This is a genomic window from Trabulsiella guamensis ATCC 49490 (genome assembly GCF_000734965.1).
Classification (GTDB): domain Bacteria; phylum Pseudomonadota; class Gammaproteobacteria; order Enterobacterales; family Enterobacteriaceae; genus Trabulsiella; species Trabulsiella guamensis.
The window spans coordinates 70,382-87,811 of record NZ_JMTB01000113.1 but is presented as its reverse complement, the minus strand read 5'-3'; the positions used below and the strand labels follow the sequence as shown (position 1 = coordinate 87,811).

The 17,430-nt window shown below is 54.1% G+C and carries 15 protein-coding genes and 1 other annotated feature; of the genes, 13 read left to right on the top strand and 2 right to left on the bottom strand.

Annotation, left to right across the window (positions count from 1 at the left end; genetic code table 11):
* Positions 1-25: 25 nt before the first annotated feature.
* From gyrB to GTGU_RS19715, 8 genes are all read left to right on the top strand, one after another.
* The gene (gyrB, locus tag GTGU_RS19750; protein WP_038161265.1) at positions 26-2,440 is read left to right on the top strand and encodes a DNA topoisomerase (ATP-hydrolyzing) subunit B; all 2,415 of its coding nucleotides are present in this window, start codon (positions 26-28) and stop codon (positions 2,438-2,440) included.
* Positions 2,441-2,592: 152 nt separating this feature from the next.
* Entirely contained in the window at positions 2,593-3,408 is an 816-nt protein-coding gene (yidA, locus tag GTGU_RS19745) for a sugar-phosphatase (RefSeq protein ID WP_038161262.1), read from the top strand.
* 224 nt (positions 3,409-3,632) lie between these two features.
* Positions 3,633-4,322: a D-galactonate utilization transcriptional regulator DgoR gene (gene dgoR, locus GTGU_RS19740; protein WP_038161259.1), complete on the top strand. Its 690-nt coding sequence runs from the start codon at positions 3,633-3,635 to the stop codon at positions 4,320-4,322.
* Complete coding sequence (locus GTGU_RS19735; protein WP_038161256.1) at positions 4,319-5,194, top strand: 2-dehydro-3-deoxygalactonokinase; 876 nt, start codon at positions 4,319-4,321, stop codon at positions 5,192-5,194. Before dgoR ends, GTGU_RS19735 begins: the two co-directional genes overlap by 4 nt.
* Positions 5,178-5,795, top strand: coding sequence for a 2-dehydro-3-deoxy-6-phosphogalactonate aldolase (locus GTGU_RS19730; RefSeq protein WP_038161255.1), 618 nt, complete (start codon positions 5,178-5,180; stop codon positions 5,793-5,795). Before GTGU_RS19735 ends, GTGU_RS19730 begins: the two co-directional genes overlap by 17 nt.
* On the top strand, positions 5,792-6,940 hold the full coding sequence (dgoD, locus tag GTGU_RS19725; protein WP_038161252.1) for a galactonate dehydratase: 1,149 nt from the start codon (positions 5,792-5,794) through the stop codon (positions 6,938-6,940). Before GTGU_RS19730 ends, dgoD begins: the two co-directional genes overlap by 4 nt.
* 59 nt (positions 6,941-6,999) lie before the next feature.
* Positions 7,000-8,337 carry an MFS transporter gene (locus tag GTGU_RS19720; RefSeq protein ID WP_072012026.1) on the top strand — a complete coding sequence of 446 codons (1,338 nt, stop codon included), beginning with the start codon at positions 7,000-7,002 and terminating at the stop codon, positions 8,335-8,337.
* A gap of 51 nt (positions 8,338-8,388) precedes the next feature.
* Complete coding sequence (locus GTGU_RS19715; RefSeq protein WP_038161245.1) at positions 8,389-9,615, top strand: YidR family protein; 1,227 nt, start codon at positions 8,389-8,391, stop codon at positions 9,613-9,615.
* A 1-nt stretch (position 9,616) separates the two neighbouring features.
* Here the strand turns inward: GTGU_RS19715 and GTGU_RS19710 are convergent, their stop codons facing one another.
* Entirely contained in the window at positions 9,617-9,949 is a 333-nt protein-coding gene (locus tag GTGU_RS19710) for a YceK/YidQ family lipoprotein (protein WP_038161242.1), read from the bottom strand.
* Positions 9,950-10,183: 234 nt separating this feature from the next.
* Positions 10,184-10,257 (top strand) — a sequence feature (ROSE (Repression Of Heat Shock gene Expression) occurs in the 5'-region of heat shock genes and acts as an RNA thermometer to modulate expression.).
* Here GTGU_RS19710 and ibpA point away from each other — a divergent pair.
* The 3 genes from ibpA to GTGU_RS19695 all read left to right on the top strand — a co-directional run bounded on the left by ibpA (position 10,251) and on the right by GTGU_RS19695 (position 13,168).
* Entirely contained in the window at positions 10,251-10,664 is a 414-nt protein-coding gene (gene ibpA, locus GTGU_RS19705; RefSeq protein ID WP_038161239.1) for a small heat shock chaperone IbpA, read from the top strand. Its footprint overlaps the feature before it by 7 nt.
* 110 nt (positions 10,665-10,774) lie before the next feature.
* The gene (gene ibpB, locus GTGU_RS19700; RefSeq protein ID WP_038161236.1) at positions 10,775-11,203 is read left to right on the top strand and encodes a small heat shock chaperone IbpB; all 429 of its coding nucleotides are present in this window, start codon (positions 10,775-10,777) and stop codon (positions 11,201-11,203) included.
* A gap of 303 nt (positions 11,204-11,506) precedes the next feature.
* A complete protein-coding gene (locus tag GTGU_RS19695) occupies positions 11,507-13,168 on the top strand; it encodes a putative transporter (protein WP_038161233.1) in 1,662 nt (553 codons plus the stop codon).
* Here the strand turns inward: GTGU_RS19695 and GTGU_RS19690 are convergent.
* Positions 13,161-14,045: a helix-turn-helix transcriptional regulator gene (locus GTGU_RS19690; RefSeq protein WP_038161230.1), complete on the bottom strand. Its 885-nt coding sequence runs from the start codon at positions 14,043-14,045 to the stop codon at positions 13,161-13,163. The two genes, GTGU_RS19695 and GTGU_RS19690, sit on opposite strands and share 8 nt — an antisense overlap.
* Positions 14,046-14,217: 172 nt before the next feature.
* On the opposite strand from GTGU_RS19690, the gene GTGU_RS19685 reads away from it, so the two are divergent.
* Together GTGU_RS19685 and GTGU_RS19680 are read left to right on the top strand one after the other, a co-directional pair.
* Complete coding sequence (locus GTGU_RS19685) at positions 14,218-15,933, top strand: solute:sodium symporter family transporter (RefSeq protein ID WP_038161227.1); 1,716 nt, start codon at positions 14,218-14,220, stop codon at positions 15,931-15,933.
* The gene (locus tag GTGU_RS19680) at positions 15,930-17,423 is read left to right on the top strand and encodes a sulfatase-like hydrolase/transferase (protein WP_038161224.1); all 1,494 of its coding nucleotides are present in this window, start codon (positions 15,930-15,932) and stop codon (positions 17,421-17,423) included. Before GTGU_RS19685 ends, GTGU_RS19680 begins: the two co-directional genes overlap by 4 nt.
* Positions 17,424-17,430 lie beyond the last annotated feature (7 nt).

The following is a 17,430-nucleotide window of genomic DNA, read 5'->3' as shown; positions in this document are numbered from 1 at the left end:
AAGATTAAATGAGCGAGAAACGTTGATGTCGAATTCTTATGACTCCTCCAGTATCAAAGTCCTGAAAGGGCTGGATGCGGTGCGTAAGCGCCCGGGTATGTATATCGGCGACACGGATGACGGCACCGGTCTGCACCACATGGTATTCGAGGTGGTAGATAACGCTATCGACGAAGCGCTCGCGGGTCACTGTAAAGACATCGTGGTCACGATCCATGCAGATAACTCTGTCTCTGTTACCGATGATGGGCGTGGTATCCCGACCGGTATTCACCCGGAAGAGGGCGTATCCGCCGCGGAAGTGATCATGACCGTCCTGCATGCGGGCGGTAAATTCGATGACAACTCCTATAAAGTGTCTGGCGGTCTGCATGGCGTCGGCGTCTCCGTGGTTAACGCGCTGTCGCAGAAGCTGGAACTGATAATTCACCGCGAAGGCAAGATCCATCGTCAGATTTACGAACACGGCGTACCGCAGGCACCGCTGGCGGTTACGGGTGATACCGAAAAGACCGGTACCATGGTGCGTTTCTGGCCGAGCCTGGAAACCTTCACCAACGTCACCGAATTCGAATATGAAATTCTGGCGAAACGTCTGCGTGAGCTGTCGTTCCTGAACTCTGGCGTCTCTATCCGCCTGAAAGACAAGCGTGACGGCAAAGAAGACCATTTCCACTACGAAGGTGGCATCAAGGCGTTTGTTGAGTATCTCAACAAAAACAAAACGCCGATCCACCCGACGATTTTCTACTTCTCTACCGAAAAAGACGGTATTGGCGTGGAAGTGGCGTTGCAGTGGAACGATGGCTTCCAGGAAAACATCTACTGCTTTACCAACAACATTCCACAGCGCGATGGCGGTACACACCTTGCAGGTTTCCGTGCAGCGATGACCCGTACCCTGAACGCCTACATGGACAAAGAAGGCTACAGCAAGAAAGCGAAAGTCAGCGCTACCGGCGACGATGCTCGTGAAGGTCTGATTGCGGTCGTCTCCGTCAAAGTGCCGGATCCGAAATTCTCCTCACAGACTAAAGACAAGCTGGTCTCGTCTGAGGTGAAATCAGCGGTAGAGCAGCAGATGAACGAACTGCTGAGCGAATATCTGCTGGAAAACCCGTCTGACGCGAAAATTGTGGTTGGTAAAATCATTGATGCGGCGCGTGCCCGTGAAGCAGCGCGTAAAGCCCGAGAAATGACCCGCCGTAAAGGCGCGCTGGACCTCGCCGGTTTGCCGGGCAAACTGGCGGACTGCCAGGAACGTGACCCGGCGCTGTCCGAACTGTACCTCGTGGAAGGGGACTCTGCGGGCGGTTCTGCGAAGCAGGGCCGTAACCGCAAGAATCAGGCGATTCTGCCGCTGAAAGGTAAAATCCTTAACGTGGAGAAAGCTCGCTTCGACAAGATGCTCTCTTCTCAGGAAGTGGCGACGCTTATCACTGCACTCGGTTGCGGCATTGGTCGCGACGAGTACAACCCGGATAAGCTGCGTTATCACAGCATCATCATCATGACCGATGCGGACGTCGATGGTTCGCACATTCGTACGCTGCTGTTGACCTTCTTCTACCGTCAGATGCCGGAAATTGTCGAACGTGGTCATGTGTATATTGCGCAACCGCCGTTGTACAAGGTGAAAAAAGGCAAACAGGAGCAGTACATCAAAGACGATGAAGCGATGGATCAATACCAAATCGCCATCGCTCTTGACGGCGCAACCCTGCACGCTAACTCAAGCGCCCCGGCGCTGGCTGGCGAGCCGCTGGAGCGTCTGGTGTCTGAGTTCAACGCCACCCAGAAAATGATTGGCCGTATGGAGCGTCGCTACCCGCGTTCGCTGCTGAAAGAGCTGATCTATCAGCCGACGCTGGTGGAAGCCGATCTCTCTGACGAACAGAAGGTCACCCGCTGGGTTAACGCGCTGGTGACTGAGCTGAACGAAAAAGAGCAGCACGGTAGCCAGTGGAAATACGACATCCGTGAAAACAAGGAACAGCAACTGTTTGAGCCGATCATCCGTGTGCGTACGCACGGCGTGGATACCGACTATCCGCTCGATCACGAATTTGTGACCGGCCCGGAATACCGTCGTATCTGCACCCTCGGTGAGAAACTGCGCGGGTTTATCGAAGAAGACGCGTTCATCGAACGTGGCGAACGCCGCCAGCCGGTATCCAGCTTCGAAGCCGCCCTCGACTGGCTGGTAAAAGAGTCCCGCCGGGGCCTCTCCATCCAGCGCTATAAAGGTCTGGGCGAGATGAACCCGGAACAGTTGTGGGAAACCACCATGGATCCGGAAAGCCGTCGTATGCTGCGCGTGACCGTTAAGGACGCCATTGCTGCCGACCAGCTGTTCACCACGCTGATGGGTGATGCGGTTGAACCACGTCGTGCCTTTATCGAAGAGAACGCCCTGAAAGCGGCGAATATCGATATCTAAACCGTTTGTTTCCCCGGTGGCGCTATGTTGCCGGGGTTGCAAAAGAGGAATCCCGCCTCGCCATCTGATCCCCCTTTTCCCGCCTCTCTTTTGCTGTTTTTTGAGCTAAATCGCGTTAGCATGAGCGGAGACTCATTTAATCCGGGGAAAACATGGCTATTAAACTCATCGCGATCGATATGGACGGCACTTTATTGCTACCGGACCATACCATCTCTCCTGCTGTTAAAAACGCCATTGCTGCTGCACGTATGCGCGGGGTCAACGTCGTTCTGACGACGGGACGTCCGTATGCCGGGGTACATCACTACCTCAAAGAGTTACATATGGAACAGCCGGGAGATTATTGCATCACCTACAACGGTGCGCTGGTACAGAAAGCCAGCGACGGCAGTACCGTTGCGCAAACCGCGCTGAGCTACGACGACTATCGGTTCCTGGAAAAACTGTCCCGCGAAGTGGGGTCACACTTCCACGCGCTGGATCGCAACACGCTCTACACCGCTAACCGCGATATCAGCTATTACACCGTGCATGAATCCTACGTCGCCACCATTCCGCTGGTGTTCTGTGAAGCGGAGAAAATGGACCCGGCCACTCAGTTCCTGAAAGTGATGATGATTGACGAACCGGTGGTGCTCGACAAAGCCATCGCCCGTATTCCGGCTGAAGTGAAAGAGAAATACACCGTGCTGAAAAGCGCGCCGTATTTCCTTGAAATCCTCGACAAACGCGTCAACAAAGGCACAGGCGTGAAATCGCTGGCGGATGTGCTGGGCATTCAGCCGGATGAGATCATGGCGATAGGTGATCAGGAAAACGACATTGCGATGATTGAATACGCTGGCGTCGGCGTGGCGATGGATAACGCGATCCCGTCCGTCAAAGAAGTGGCGAATTTCATCACCAAATCGAACCTGGAAGACGGCGTCGCTTACGCTATTGAGAAGTACGTCCTCGGGTCATAAACCCGCTACAGAACACCCCAGCGCAGCGATCTTCGGTTAGCTGCGCTTTTTTTTATCCCTGGATTGTTCTTTTTGTGATCTAAATTGTAGTACAACACAATTGTATTGTACTACATTGAAGGCACGCAAACGGATGAATACCACAAATTTGTACTGCAAAACTGAGGTGAAATGCAGCGGTCAGGGTAAAGTACACATGGACGCACAGAGCATAAGGACTCTCCATGAATCTCAACAAAACCGACCGCATTGTCATCACGCTGGGCCGTCAGATCGTTGGCGGGAAATATGTGCCCGGTTCGGCGCTGCCTGCAGAGGCCGATTTGTGTGAAGAATTTGAAACCTCACGCAACATCATTCGCGAGGTGTTTCGTTCGCTGATGGCCAAACGGCTGATTGAAATGAAACGTTATCGCGGGGCGTTTGTCGCGCCACGCAACCAATGGAATTACCTCGACACGGACGTGTTGCAGTGGGTACTGGAAAACGACTATGACCCGCGGCTCATTACCGCGATGAGCGAAGTGCGAAATCTGGTGGAACCGGCCATCGCTCGTTGGGCAGCGGAGCGCGCCACCTCCAGCGATCTGGCGCAAATTGAATCGGCGCTCAACGACATGATCGCCAACAACCAGAATCGCGATGCGTTTAACGAAGCGGATATTCGCTATCACGAGGCGGTGCTGGCATCGGTGCATAACCCAGTGTTACAGCAGCTGAGCGTAGCGATCAGTTCGCTCCAGCGGGCGGTATTTGAACGTACCTGGATGGGCGATGAAGCCAACATGCCGAAAACGCTCCAGGAACATAAGGCGCTGTTCGATGCGATACGGCATCAGGACGGCGAAGCAGCAGAGCAGGCAGCGCTCACCATGATTGCCAGCTCGACACGACGGTTGAAGGAATTCACATGACATCACGCTACATCGCCATTGACTGGGGTTCGACCAATTTGCGCGCCTGGCTGTATCAGGGCGATGAATGTCTGGAACACCGGCATTCAGAAGCAGGGGTCACTCGTCTTAACGGAAAATCCCCTGAGGCGGTGTTAGCGGAAGTGACACAGGGTTGGCGCAACGGCACCACACCGGTGGTAATGGCGGGCATGGTCGGCAGCAATGTCGGCTGGAAAGTTGCCCCCTATTTACCCGTTCCGGCTCATTTCTCTGCCATTGGTGAGCAGTTAACGCCTGTTGGCGACAATATCTGGATCATCCCCGGCCTGAGCGTAGCGCGTGATGATAACCACAACGTGATGCGTGGTGAGGAAACACAACTGCTTGGTGCGCGTGAAATTGCCCCCTCGTCGTTGTACGTCATGCCCGGCACTCATTGCAAATGGGTACAGACCGACCACCAGCAAATTCTTGATTTCCATACTGTCATGACCGGTGAGCTGCATCATCTGCTGCTGCGCCAGTCGCTGATTGGCGCGGGTCTGCCGGAGCAAACCGCGTCACCCGAGGCCTTCAGTGCCGGTCTGGCGCGTGGTCTCGCCTCTCCTTCCATTTTGCCGCAGCTGTTTGAAGTGCGTGCCGCCCACGTTCTGGGTGCGCTGCCGCACGAACAGGTGAGCGAGTTTTTATCCGGTCTGCTTATCGGCGCGGAAGTGGCCAGTATGGACAACCGCTTTGCCGACGGGCAGATCGCTATTGTCGCCGGGCATTCACTGGCGGTGCGTTATCAGCAGGCACTACAGGCTGCCGGACGCAACACTGTGCTGGTGGACGGCGATACCGCATTTCAGGCTGGTATAAGGAGCATCGCCCATGCAGTGGCAAACTAAACTCCCGCTGATCGCGATTTTGCGGGGCATTACGCCGGATGAGGCGCTCGCGCATGTCGGTGCGGTCATTGACGCGGGGTTCGACGCTGTCGAGATCCCGCTGAACTCACCGCAATGGGAGAAAAGCATTCCGGCTATCGTCGCCGCGTTTGGCGATAAGGCGCTGGTGGGCGCCGGGACAGTGCTGAAACCAGAGCAGGTGGACGTGCTGGCAGAGATGGGATGCAAACTGATTGTGACACCGAACATCCAGCCGGAGGTGATCCGACGCGCCGTAGCGCTCGGTATGACAGTTTGCCCTGGCTGCGCAACGGCGACGGAAGCCTTTGACGCGCTGGACGCAGGCGCGCAGTCACTAAAAATATTCCCCTCCTCCGCGTTTGGCCCGGCGTATATCAAAGCGCTGAAAGCCGTGTTGCCGCAGGACGTGCCTGTGTTTGCAGTGGGTGGTGTCACGCCGGAAAACCTCAGGGAATGGATTCAGGCAGGGTGCGTGGGCGCCGGACTTGGCAGCGATCTCTATCGTGCCGGGCAGTCCGTTGAGCGAACCGCGCAGCAGGCCGCCGCATTTGTTCAAGCGTATCGAGAGGCAGTGCAATGAAAATAACCAAACTCACGACATACCGTTTACCGCCACGCTGGCTTTTTCTGAAAATCGAAACTGACGAAGGCGTTGTTGGCTGGGGCGAACCGGTGATTGAAGGACGCGCGCGCACCGTGGAAGCTGCCGTGCATGAAATGGGCGATTACCTTATTGGTCAGGACCCGGCGCGGATTAACGATCTCTGGCAGGTAATGTACCGCGCTGGTTTCTATCGCGGCGGCCCGATCCTGATGAGCGCAATCGCCGGTATTGATCAGGCGTTGTGGGATATCAAAGGCAAAGTGCTGAACGCGCCAGTCTGGCAACTGATGGGCGGGCTGGTGCGCGATAAAATCAAAGCCTACAGCTGGGTGGGCGGTGACCGTCCGGCAGAGGTAATTGATGGCATCAAAACCCTGCGTAACATCGGCTTTGACACCTTCAAACTAAACGGCTGTGAAGAACTGGGCGTGATTGATGATTCGCGCAAAGTGGATGCGGCGGTGAATACTGTGGCGCAAATCCGCGAAGCGTTCGGCAGTGACATTGAATTTGGTCTGGATTTCCACGGTCGCGTCAGCGCGCCGATGGCGAAAGTGCTGATCAAAGAACTGGAGCCGTATCGCCCGCTGTTTATTGAAGAACCAGTGCTGGCGGAACAGGCGGAATATTATCCGAAGCTGGCGGCGCAAACGCATATTCCGATTGCCGCAGGTGAGCGTATGTTCTCACGCTTCGAATTTAAACGGGTGCTGGAGGCGGGCGGTATTGCCATTCTGCAACCTGATTTGTCGCATGCCGGCGGGATCACCGAATGCTACAAAATCGCCGGGATGGCGGAAGCGTATGATGTGGCGCTGGCGCCGCACTGTCCGCTTGGACCGATTGCGCTGGCCGCGTGTCTGCATATCGACTTCGTGTCGCGCAATGCCGTATTCCAGGAACAGAGTATGGGGATTCATTACAATAAGGGCGCGGAACTGCTCGACTTTGTAAAAAATAAAGATGACTTCAGCATGGATGGCGGATTCTTTAAACCATTAACGAAACCCGGACTCGGTGTGGATGTTGATGAAGCAAAAGTCATCGAAATGAGCCGGAATGTCACCGACTGGCGCAACCCGTTGTGGCGTCATGAGGATGGTTCCGTCGCCGAGTGGTAATCGGCAGAAGTAAATAATTAAAAAAATTTTTTTCTTACACCCTCTGTAAATTACAGGGCATGGTGAGCGGCTTCGCTATGCCCAGAATCTGGAGACAGATTGCGATGGAAATATCAGTGACTGCTGCAAAAGTCGGGCGTCGGCGTTACCTGACCCTGATTATGATCTTTATTACGGTTGTGATTTGTTATGTCGATAGGGCAAACCTTGCCGTGGCATCGGCGCATATTCAGGAAGAATTTGGTATCACGAAAGCAGAAATGGGATATGTCTTTTCGGCGTTTGCCTGGTTATATACCCTGTGCCAGATCCCGGGCGGCTGGTTCCTTGACCGCGTAGGCTCGCGCTTAACCTATTTCATTGCGATTCTGGGCTGGTCGGTGGCAACCCTGTTCCAGGGGTTCGCAACGGGACTGATGTCATTGATTGGCCTGCGCGCGATCACCGGTATCTTTGAAGCCCCGGCGTTTCCCACCAACAACCGCATGGTGACCAGTTGGTTCCCGGAACACGAGCGCGCGTCTGCGGTCGGCTTCTACACCTCCGGGCAGTTCGTCGGCCTGGCGTTCCTGACGCCGCTGCTGATCTGGATCCAGGAGTTGCTGAGCTGGCACTGGGTGTTCATTGTCACCGGTGGGATTGGCATTATCTGGTCGTTTATCTGGATCAAGGTCTATCAGCCGCCGCGTCTGACGAAGAGCATTTCTGCGGCTGAACTGGACTACATCCGCGAAGGTGGCGGTCTGGTTGATGGCGATGCGCCGGTGAAGAAAGAGGCGCGTCAGCCGCTTACGATGGCAGACTGGAAGCTGATTTTTCATCGTAAATTGCTTGGCGTGTATCTGGGCCAGTTTGCGGTGACCTCAACGCTGTGGTTTTTCCTGACCTGGTTCCCGAACTACCTTACCCAGGAGAAAGGCATTACCGCGCTGAAAGCCGGGTTTATGACCACCGTGCCGTTCCTGGCGGCCTTCTTCGGTGTTCTGCTTTCCGGCTGGCTGGCGGATAAAATGGTGCGCAAAGGCTTCTCGCTGGGTGCGGCGCGTAAAACGCCAATCATTTGCGGGCTGTTGATTTCCACCTGCATCATGGGTGCCAACTATACCAACGATCCGGTGTGGATTATGACGCTGATGGCCCTCGCCTTCTTCGGCAACGGTTTCGCGTCTATCACCTGGTCACTGGTCTCTTCACTGGCGCCGATGCGTCTGATCGGTCTGACTGGCGGCGTGTTCAACTTCGTTGGCGGTCTGGGTGGCATCACCGTGCCGCTGGTGGTGGGATATCTGGCGCAGGACTACGGTTTTGCCCCGGCGTTGACCTATATCGCTGTAGTGGCCTTGATTGGTGCGCTCTCCTACATCCTGCTGGTCGGCGATGTGAAACGGGTAGGCTAAAGGCTGCACCTGAGATACCCTGATGCGACAGTTATGCATCAGGGTATCCTAATGAAACAAGTCACCTTTGCCTCCCGCCACCATCAACTCACCAATACGCAAACCTGGACGCCGGACAGCCAGTGGCTGGTGTTTGATGTTCGCCCGTCAGGCGCCTCGTTTACCGGTGAAACCATTGAGCGTGTCAATATCCATAGCGGCGAGGTCGAGGTGATTTACCGTGCGACCAAGGGCGCGCATGTGGGCGTGGTGACGGTTCACCCGCAGGAAGAACGGTATGTTTTCATCCACGGACCGGAACATCCTGATGCGCACTGGCAGTACGATTTTCACCACCGTCGCGGCGTGGTTACGCACAATGGCGAAACCCGTAATCTCGATGCCATGGATATTACTTCTCCCTATACCCCCGGCGCACTGCGCGGCGGCAGTCATGTTCATGTTTATCGTCCGGACGGCCAGGCCGTCAGCTTTACCTATAACGATCACGTTCTGCATGAGCGCGATGTGGCGCTGGATCTGCGTAACGTCGGCGTCGCAGTACCGTATGGCCCGGTAACGCCGCGTGGTCAGCATCCACGGGAATATGCGGGAAGTCACTGGTGCGTGCTGGTCAGTCGTACCACGCCAGCGCCTGCGCCGGGCAGCGATGAGATCAACCGCGCCTATGAAGAGGGGTGGGTGGGCAATCATGCGCTGGCGTTTATCGGCGATACGCGTTCGTTGCAGGGCGAAAAAGTGCCGGAACTGTTTATTGTGACGTTACCGGAAAACGAAGCCGGCTGGAAACAGGCGGGGCGAGAACCGCTGGAAGGGACGAGCAGCACAATGCCTGCTCCGCCTGCCAGCGTTCAGCAAAAACGTCTCACCTTCACACACCAGCGCGCGTATCCCGGTCTGGTTAACGTTCCGCGCCATTGGGTACGGGCAAATCCGCAGGGGAGTGATATCGCCTTTCTGATGCGCGACGATAATGGTGTAGTACAGCTGTGGTTGATATCTCCACAGGGCGGTGAGCCGCGACAGCTTACGCGGACGGCGAACGGTATTCAGTCGGCGTTTAACTGGCATCCGTCAGGGCATTCACTCGGCTGTGTGGTGGAGAACCGGATTGCCCTGTGCGATGGAATAACAGGCACTGTGACGTACTTAACCGAAGGGCATGGCAACCCACCTTCAGCCGATGCGGTGGTGTTTTCACCGGATGGTCAGTACATCGCCTGGATGGAAGCGGTGGACGGTTTCCGTCAATTGTGGGTCACGGAAACCCGCAGGTAAGTTATTTCGCTGGCATGGGCGCAGGCGGGATGATGGCGTTGGTGGCCTGCGTTTTTTGCTCGCTTTTCTCCACCCGAGATTTCACCGAGCTGTCGGTGCGGAACAGATCCCACGGCAGCAGGAGGGTGTCCATAACGGCAGTAAAGGGCATATCCAGGGCGACCAGCGATTTTGTTCCCCAGTTTGTGTCATCATCGCCAAGCATAGCGGCGCTGGCGCGCGTGCCGGGATAAGTGCCTTCCTTACCACCGGTATGTGACATCACGCTCGAACAGCCGCTGAGAATCATCATTCCACTGAACAGAGTCAGCTTTAGCAGAGTCATTTTTATCATAATAATAGTGTTGTTGTGATGCCTGTGTCGTTGGGTTATATCGACCCGCAGATCAAATAGAAAGTCTGAAAGCGCCGCTCTGTGGCGGCAGTCTCACTTTAACCTTTAGTGCTGTAGTTCAGTCTAAACACTCAGCCTGAAAGTGCAAAAAAAGTCAGACAACGCCCCTTGAAATGCGTTCCGTTGTACCCATTTTTAAAGTACGACCCGATGTGGGATACGCCTGCGGGGTATTCCGGGTAAACGACCTGTCCATGATGGAAGGTCATTACACTCTCGCTGATTTCAGGAGCTTTTTATTATGCGTAACTTTGATCTTTCTCCACTGTACCGTTCTGCCATTGGTTTTGACCGCCTGTTCAATCTGCTGGAAAACAACCAGAGCCAGACTAACGGTGGATACCCTCCGTACAACGTTGAACTCGTTGACGAAAACAACTATCGCATTGCCATCGCTGTGGCCGGTTTCGCTGAGAGCGAGCTGGAAATCACCGCGCAGGACAATCTGCTGATTGTCAAAGGGTCGCATGCCGCAGAGCAAAAAGAGCGGACCTATCTCTATCAGGGCATCGCTGAGCGCAACTTTGAGCGCAAATTCCAGCTGGCGGAAAACATCCACGTCCGTGGTGCCAATCTGGTGAATGGCCTGCTGTATATCGATCTCGAACGCGTGATCCCGGAAGCGAATAAACCGCGCCGTATCGAAATTAATTAATTCCGTTGGGCCGCATGGCGGCCCTCTACCAACTTGCCCGCCGTCAGGGGGCAGACTGCGAATTGCATGATTTGCAGGAATTTACTCGCTTCTCAGAAGGAGAAAATACTATGCGTAACTACGACTTATCCCCACTGCTGCGTCAATGGATCGGTTTTGACAAACTGGCCAACGCCCTGCAAACCGCCGGTGAAAGCCAGAGCTTCCCGCCGTACAACATCGAAAAAAGCGACGATAACCATTACCGCATCACGCTTGCGCTGGCGGGGTTCCGTCAGGAAGATTTGGACATTCAACTGGAAGGCACGCGGCTGACCATCAAAGGCGCGCCGCAGCAGCCGGAAAAAGAGACAAAATGGCTGCACCAGGGGCTGGTGACGCAGGCCTTCAGCCTGAGCTTCACCCTTGCGGAAAATATGGAAGTTTCTGGCGCGACCTTTACCAATGGTCTGCTGAACATTGATTTAACCCGCCATGTTCCGGAAGCCCTCGCTCCGCAACGCATCGCCATCAGCGATCGCCCGGCACTGAATAGTTAATCCATTCATGGTGTTATAGCCCCGCCCTGGCGGGGCTTTTTTCTATGTAAACGAAGAAGCACGCGCCATATTGCTTCTTTTCAGGTAAAAGCATTCAGCAACTGCCAAATTCCACGCGGAAAAAAGCGAAAAAATCTGCAAAACAGGGGGATGACGTATCTGAAGGGTAAATGTGCGCTATCGCGCATACATCCTGCGATCTCTCTGCCAGAATCCATCTTATCAATAATGTTATTCACATAATCTATCATGCTGTCACGAGGCAGCCTGAAAGATGGCGTGTATCTTCACAGGGAATCTGTCATGAGTGACATAGCATTGACCGTCAGCATTCTGGCACTGGTCGCCGTGGTTGGCCTATGGATAGGCAATGTAAAAATACGCGGTGTGGGATTTGGCATCGGCGGTGTGTTATTCGGCGGCATTATCGTTGGCCATTTTGTCGATCAGGCCGGGCTTACCCTCAGCAGCCCGATGCTGCACTTCGTGCAGGAATTTGGTCTGATCCTGTTCGTCTATACCATCGGCATTCAGGTGGGGCCGGGTTTCTTCGCTTCGCTTCGCGTGTCGGGGTTGCGGCTTAATCTCTTCGCGATTCTGATCGTCATTATGGGCGGTCTGGTGACAGCGCTGCTGCATAAAATTTTCGACATTCCACTGCCGGTGGTGCTGGGAATTTTCTCCGGGGCGGTGACCAATACGCCTGCGCTGGGTGCCGGGCAGCAAATCCTCCACGATTTAGGTGTACCAACGGATATCATCGACCAGATGGGGATGAGTTACGCCATGGCTTATCCGTTCGGAATTTGCGGCATCCTGATGACCATGTGGCTGGTGCGTCTGTTCTTTCGCGTTAACGTCGAGAAAGAAGCACAGCAGTTTGATGACAGCGTCGGCAATGGTAATACGCATCTGAACACCATCAACATCCGTGTGGAAAACCCTAACCTCAACAGTCTGGCGATTCAGGATGTGCCGGTACTGAACAGCGACAAAATCATCTGTTCGCGTCTCAAACGTGGCGACATGCTGATGGTGCCCTCGCCGACGACGATTATTCAGGCTGGCGATTTACTCCACCTGGTCGGGCGAAATGAAGATTTGCACAGCGCGCAACTGGTGATCGGCAAAGAGGTGGAGACCTCGCTCTCGACCCGTGGGACTGAGCTGCGCGTTGAGCGTGTGGTCGTTACTAACGAAAAAGTGCTTGGCAAGAAAATTCGCGATCTGCACTTCAAACAGCGCTATGACGTCGTCATTTCGCGCCTTAACCGTGCCGGTGTCGAACTGGTGGCCAGTAGCAGCGCCAGCCTGCAGTTTGGCGATATCCTCAATCTGGTGGGGCGTCCGTCCGCCATTGACGCAGTGGCGGCTGAGCTTGGCAACGCGCAACAGAAACTGCAACAGGTGCAGATGTTGCCGGTATTTATCGGTATCGGGCTGGGGGTACTGCTTGGTTCTGTGCCGCTGTTCGTGCCGGGTTTCCCGGTGGCACTGAAGCTGGGGCTGGCGGGTGGTCCGCTGATTATGGCGCTGATCCTCGGGCGTATTGGCAGTATCGGTAAGCTTTACTGGTTCATGCCGCCGAGCGCCAACCTGGCGTTACGTGAACTGGGGATCGTGCTGTTTCTGGCGGTGGTCGGGCTGAAATCCGGCGGTGATTTCATCGAGACGCTGACCAAAGGCGACGGTCTGAGCTGGGTCGGTTACGGCATCTTTATCACCGCTATTCCGCTGTTAACGGTGGGGATCCTGGCGAGAATGTTCGCGAAGATGAACTATTTGACGATTTGCGGCATGCTGGCAGGCTCGATGACCGATCCCCCGGCGTTAGCCTTCGCCAACAACCTGCACGCCACCAGCGGTGCGGCAGCGCTCTCTTACGCGACGGTTTATCCGCTGGTGATGTTCCTGCGTATCATCACGCCACAGCTGTTGGCGGTGCTTTTCTGGGGACTCAGTTAGTCTCCTCTTTCCGCTTCTTATGCGCTTTCAGAACGGCTGAAGGCGCATAGCCAAACTTGTGTTTAAACGCTTTGCTGAAATGGAACGAATCGAAAAAGTTCAGCATGTTCGCCACGTCACTGACCGAATTTCCTTCCTGCTTAAGTAACGATTGTGCCAGGTCCAGTTGCGCGTCGAGATAATACTCTTTCGGCGTTTTGCCGGTATATCGTAAAAACAGACGGCGCAACCAGGGCTCGCTGCACTGCATCCACTGCGCCATATCTGTCACGCTCCAGCGTTTTTGCGGATCACTGTGTAAGGCAGTGATCAGTTTCTCCAGTTTGATTAACTGGCGATCTTTCTGTACGTTTTCCGTAATAAGGCAAATCCACTGATAGATAATTTTGGTGAGGTATGCCACCGCGAGGTTATTTTTAAGCGACTCCCTGCTAATTATCAGCTCTGCAACCTCATTGAGCTCTTTATTAAAGATCTCCCCGTTATATATTATCCCCGTTTGTAATATCGGTATTTCCATTATGCTGGTTGGGATAAACTCCATCCAGTATTGTTCCCAGACAAGCCCGTCGCAATGATAGGATTTAATATCTATAGGTTTCAGAAATATAACACAATTTCCATTAAGTGTTATTTCGGAATTATCTTTGAGGTATATCCGCCCGCAGCCCTGCAGGGTATAAACCGCCACCCATGAGTTAGCAATCAACGGCTTTTTCTTATCACGAGGCCAGGTCACACGGTACGTTTCATCAGCCAGGGTATGCCACAACGAGATGAGGGAAATTCCGCTTGAGATCACATTTTCATCAAGAACTAATGGGATATTGTACGTGGTTTCGTTTTTTACATGCGAAATTTGAGTTTTTCCATTCATTTTAATTTCCCGTCGGCGAATTATGCCTGCAACCTGAAATTGAAACGTAGCATACTTTTTTCTTTCAGGGATGTGTTGCTTGTCGTTTAAGAAAACAAACCGCCTGGCTCCGGCTCGTCATTTATTCCTCTGTCGTTTGACGGGCGGACATAATCATAAATAAGGGCACATGATGAGTATTCAGCAAATTGTGAGCTTTATCGCTTTTACGCTGCTGGTGGCTTTCATCACCTGGTGGAAGTTGCGTAAAGCGGATACCGGTTCGCAGCAGGGGTATTTTCTTGCCGGTCGGTCGCTGAAAGCGCCGGTAATCGCGGCTTCCCTGATGCTAACCAATCTGTCGACAGAACAACTGGTCGGTCTGACCGGGCAGGCTTACCGCAGCGGAATGTCGGTAATGGCCTGGGAAGTGATTTCCGCTATCCCGCTGATCTTCCTGGCGTTGATTTTCCTGCCACGTTATTTACAACGTGGCATTGCCACCATTCCCGATTTCATCGAAGAGCGCTATGACAAAACCACGCGCATTATTATCGACTGCTGTTTTCTCATTGCGACTGGCATCTGCTTCCTGCCGATCATTCTTTACTCCGGCGCGCTGGCCTTCAACAGCATGTTTCATGTCACTGAAGCCTTTGGTATTTCACAGAACGCAGCCATCTGGGCGATGGTCACCGTACTTGGGATTTGCGGCATTTTGTATGCTGTCGTCGGCGGGATGCGCGCCATCGCGATTGCCGATGTGATTAACGGCATTGGCCTGGTGATTGGCGGGTTGATGGTGCCGTTTTTTGGCCTGCTGGCAATGGGCAACGGGAGCCTGTCGCAGGGCATTGACCGTCTGACACAGGATCACAGCCAGATGCTGAACTCGATTGGTGGGAGCCACGATCCTGTGCCGATTGGCGCGGCGCTGACCGGGCTGATTCTGGTGAACACATTTTACTGGTGTACCAACCAGGGCATCGTCCAGCGCACGCTGGCGTCAAAAAGCCTGTCTGAAGGGCAAAAAGGCGCGCTGTTGACGGCGGTGCTGAAAATGCTCGACCCGCTGATTCTGGTACTGCCGGGCGTTATCGCTTTCCATCTGTTTCAGGACTTGCCGAAAGCGGACATGGCTTATCCGGCGTTGGTCAATAAAGTCATGCCGTTGCCGCTGGTGGGTTTTTTCAGCGCGGTGCTTTTCGGTGCCATTATCAGCGCGTTCTGCGGCTTTTTGAACAGTGCCTCGACGCTGTTCAGCATGGGGATTTACCGCCGCATTATTAACGAGCAGGCGACGCCGGATCAGTTAGTGTCTGTCGGACGTCGCTTCGGTTTTATCGTCGCGATTGTCTCTGTGCTGGTCGCACCGTGGATAGCGAACGCACCGCAAGGGCTTTATACGTGGATGAAACAGCTTAACGGCATCTATAACGTGCCGCTGGTGACTATTGTCATTATGGGCTTTTTCTTTCCCAGAATTCCGGCGATCGCCGCTAAAGCCGCCATGTTCTTGGGTATTTGCAGCTACATCGTCGTTAATTACCTGGTGAAGTTTGACTTCCATTTTCTTTATGTGCTGGCCTGTACGTTCTGCATCAACGTAGTGCTGATGCTGGTCATCGGCGCAATCAAACCGCGTGCCACGCCGTTTAAATTCCACGACGCGTTTGCGGTCGATATGGCACCGTGGCGGCATGTGAAAATCGCCTCGGTTGGCGTCCTGTTCGCAATGATGGGGGTCTACTCTGGCCTGGCGCAATTCGGCGGCTACGCGTCTCAGTGGCTGACCGTCATCTGCTATCTCATTGTTGCCGCCGTCGTGGTTTACCTGATTTACAGCCACTGGCACGAGCGCCACACCGCACCTGCTGAACTTGCTTCTGACGTTAAGGACAAATCATGAATCGCCCTAATTTTCTGTTCATCATGACTGACACCCAGGCGACCAATATGGTGGGTTGTTACAGCGGTAAGCCGCTGAATACCCAGCATATCGATAAACTGGCTGACGAAGGGATCCGTTTTAATTCCGCCTTTACCTGCTCCCCGGTATGCACGCCAGCGCGTGCCGGGTTGTTTACCGGCATTTATGCCAACCAGTCCGGACCATGGACTAACAATGTCGCGCCGGGGAAAAACATCTCGACGATGGGGCGTTATTTTCAGGATGCGGGATACCACACCTGTTACATCGGTAAGTGGCACCTCGACGGACATGACTATTTCGGCACCGGGATTTGCCCGCCGGAATGGGATGCCGACTACTGGTATGATGGCGCTAACTACCTCTCTGAACTGACCGACGAGCAGATCGGGCTCTGGCGAAACGGCCTCAACAGCGTTGAGGATTTGCAGGCGCACCACATCGATGAAACCTTTACCTGGGCGTACCGCATCAGTAATCGGGCGATCGATTTTCTGGCGCAACCCGCACGCAGCGACGAACCCTTCCTGATGGTGGTTTCCTACGATGAACCACACCACCCGTTCACCTGCCCGGTGGAGTATCTGGAGAAGTATCAGGATTTCTATTATGACCTCGGCGAAAAAGCGCATGACGATCTGGCCAATAAACCCGTTCATCATCGTTTATGGGCGCAGGCGATGCCGTCTCCTGTTGGTGACGATGCGCAGTACCATCACCCGATGTATTTTGCCTGCAATGATTTCGTCGACGACCAGATTGGCCGGGTGATTAACGCGTTAACACCCGAACAACAGCAAAATACCTGGGTGATTTACACCTCCGATCACGGTGAAATGATGGGGGCGCATCGCCTGATTAGTAAAGGCGCGGCGATGTACGATGACATCACCCGTATTCCGCTGATCATCCGGTCGCCGTCTGGCATCAAGAAACAGGTTGATACCCCGGTCAGTCACATCGATCTCCTGCCAACCTTAATGGCGCTGGCGGGCATTCATCAGCCGGAAATTCTGCCAGGAGAAAATATCTTTGCGATGCCATCAGAACGCGGAGTGATGGTGGAATTTAACCGTTATGAGATTGAGCATGATAGCTTCGGCGGTTTTATTCCGGTGCGCTGTTGGGTGACTGATCGTTACAAACTGGTGCTTAACCTGTTTACCAGTGATGAGCTGTACGACAGACAAAACGATCCCAACGAGATGCGAAATCTCATTAATGACGCTGATTTTTCACAGATTCGCGATCGGCTGCACGATGAATTGCTGAACTATATGGATAAAATCCGCGATCCTTTTCGCACCTATCAATGGAGCATGCGACCGTGGCGGGTTCAGGCACAGCCGCGCTGGATGGGGGCGTTTCGCCCGCGCCCGGAGGATGGCTACTCGCCAGTAGTGCGTGATTACGATACCGGCATGCCAACGCAGGGTGTTAAGGTGGAAGAGAAGAAACAGAAGTTTTAAACAGGAG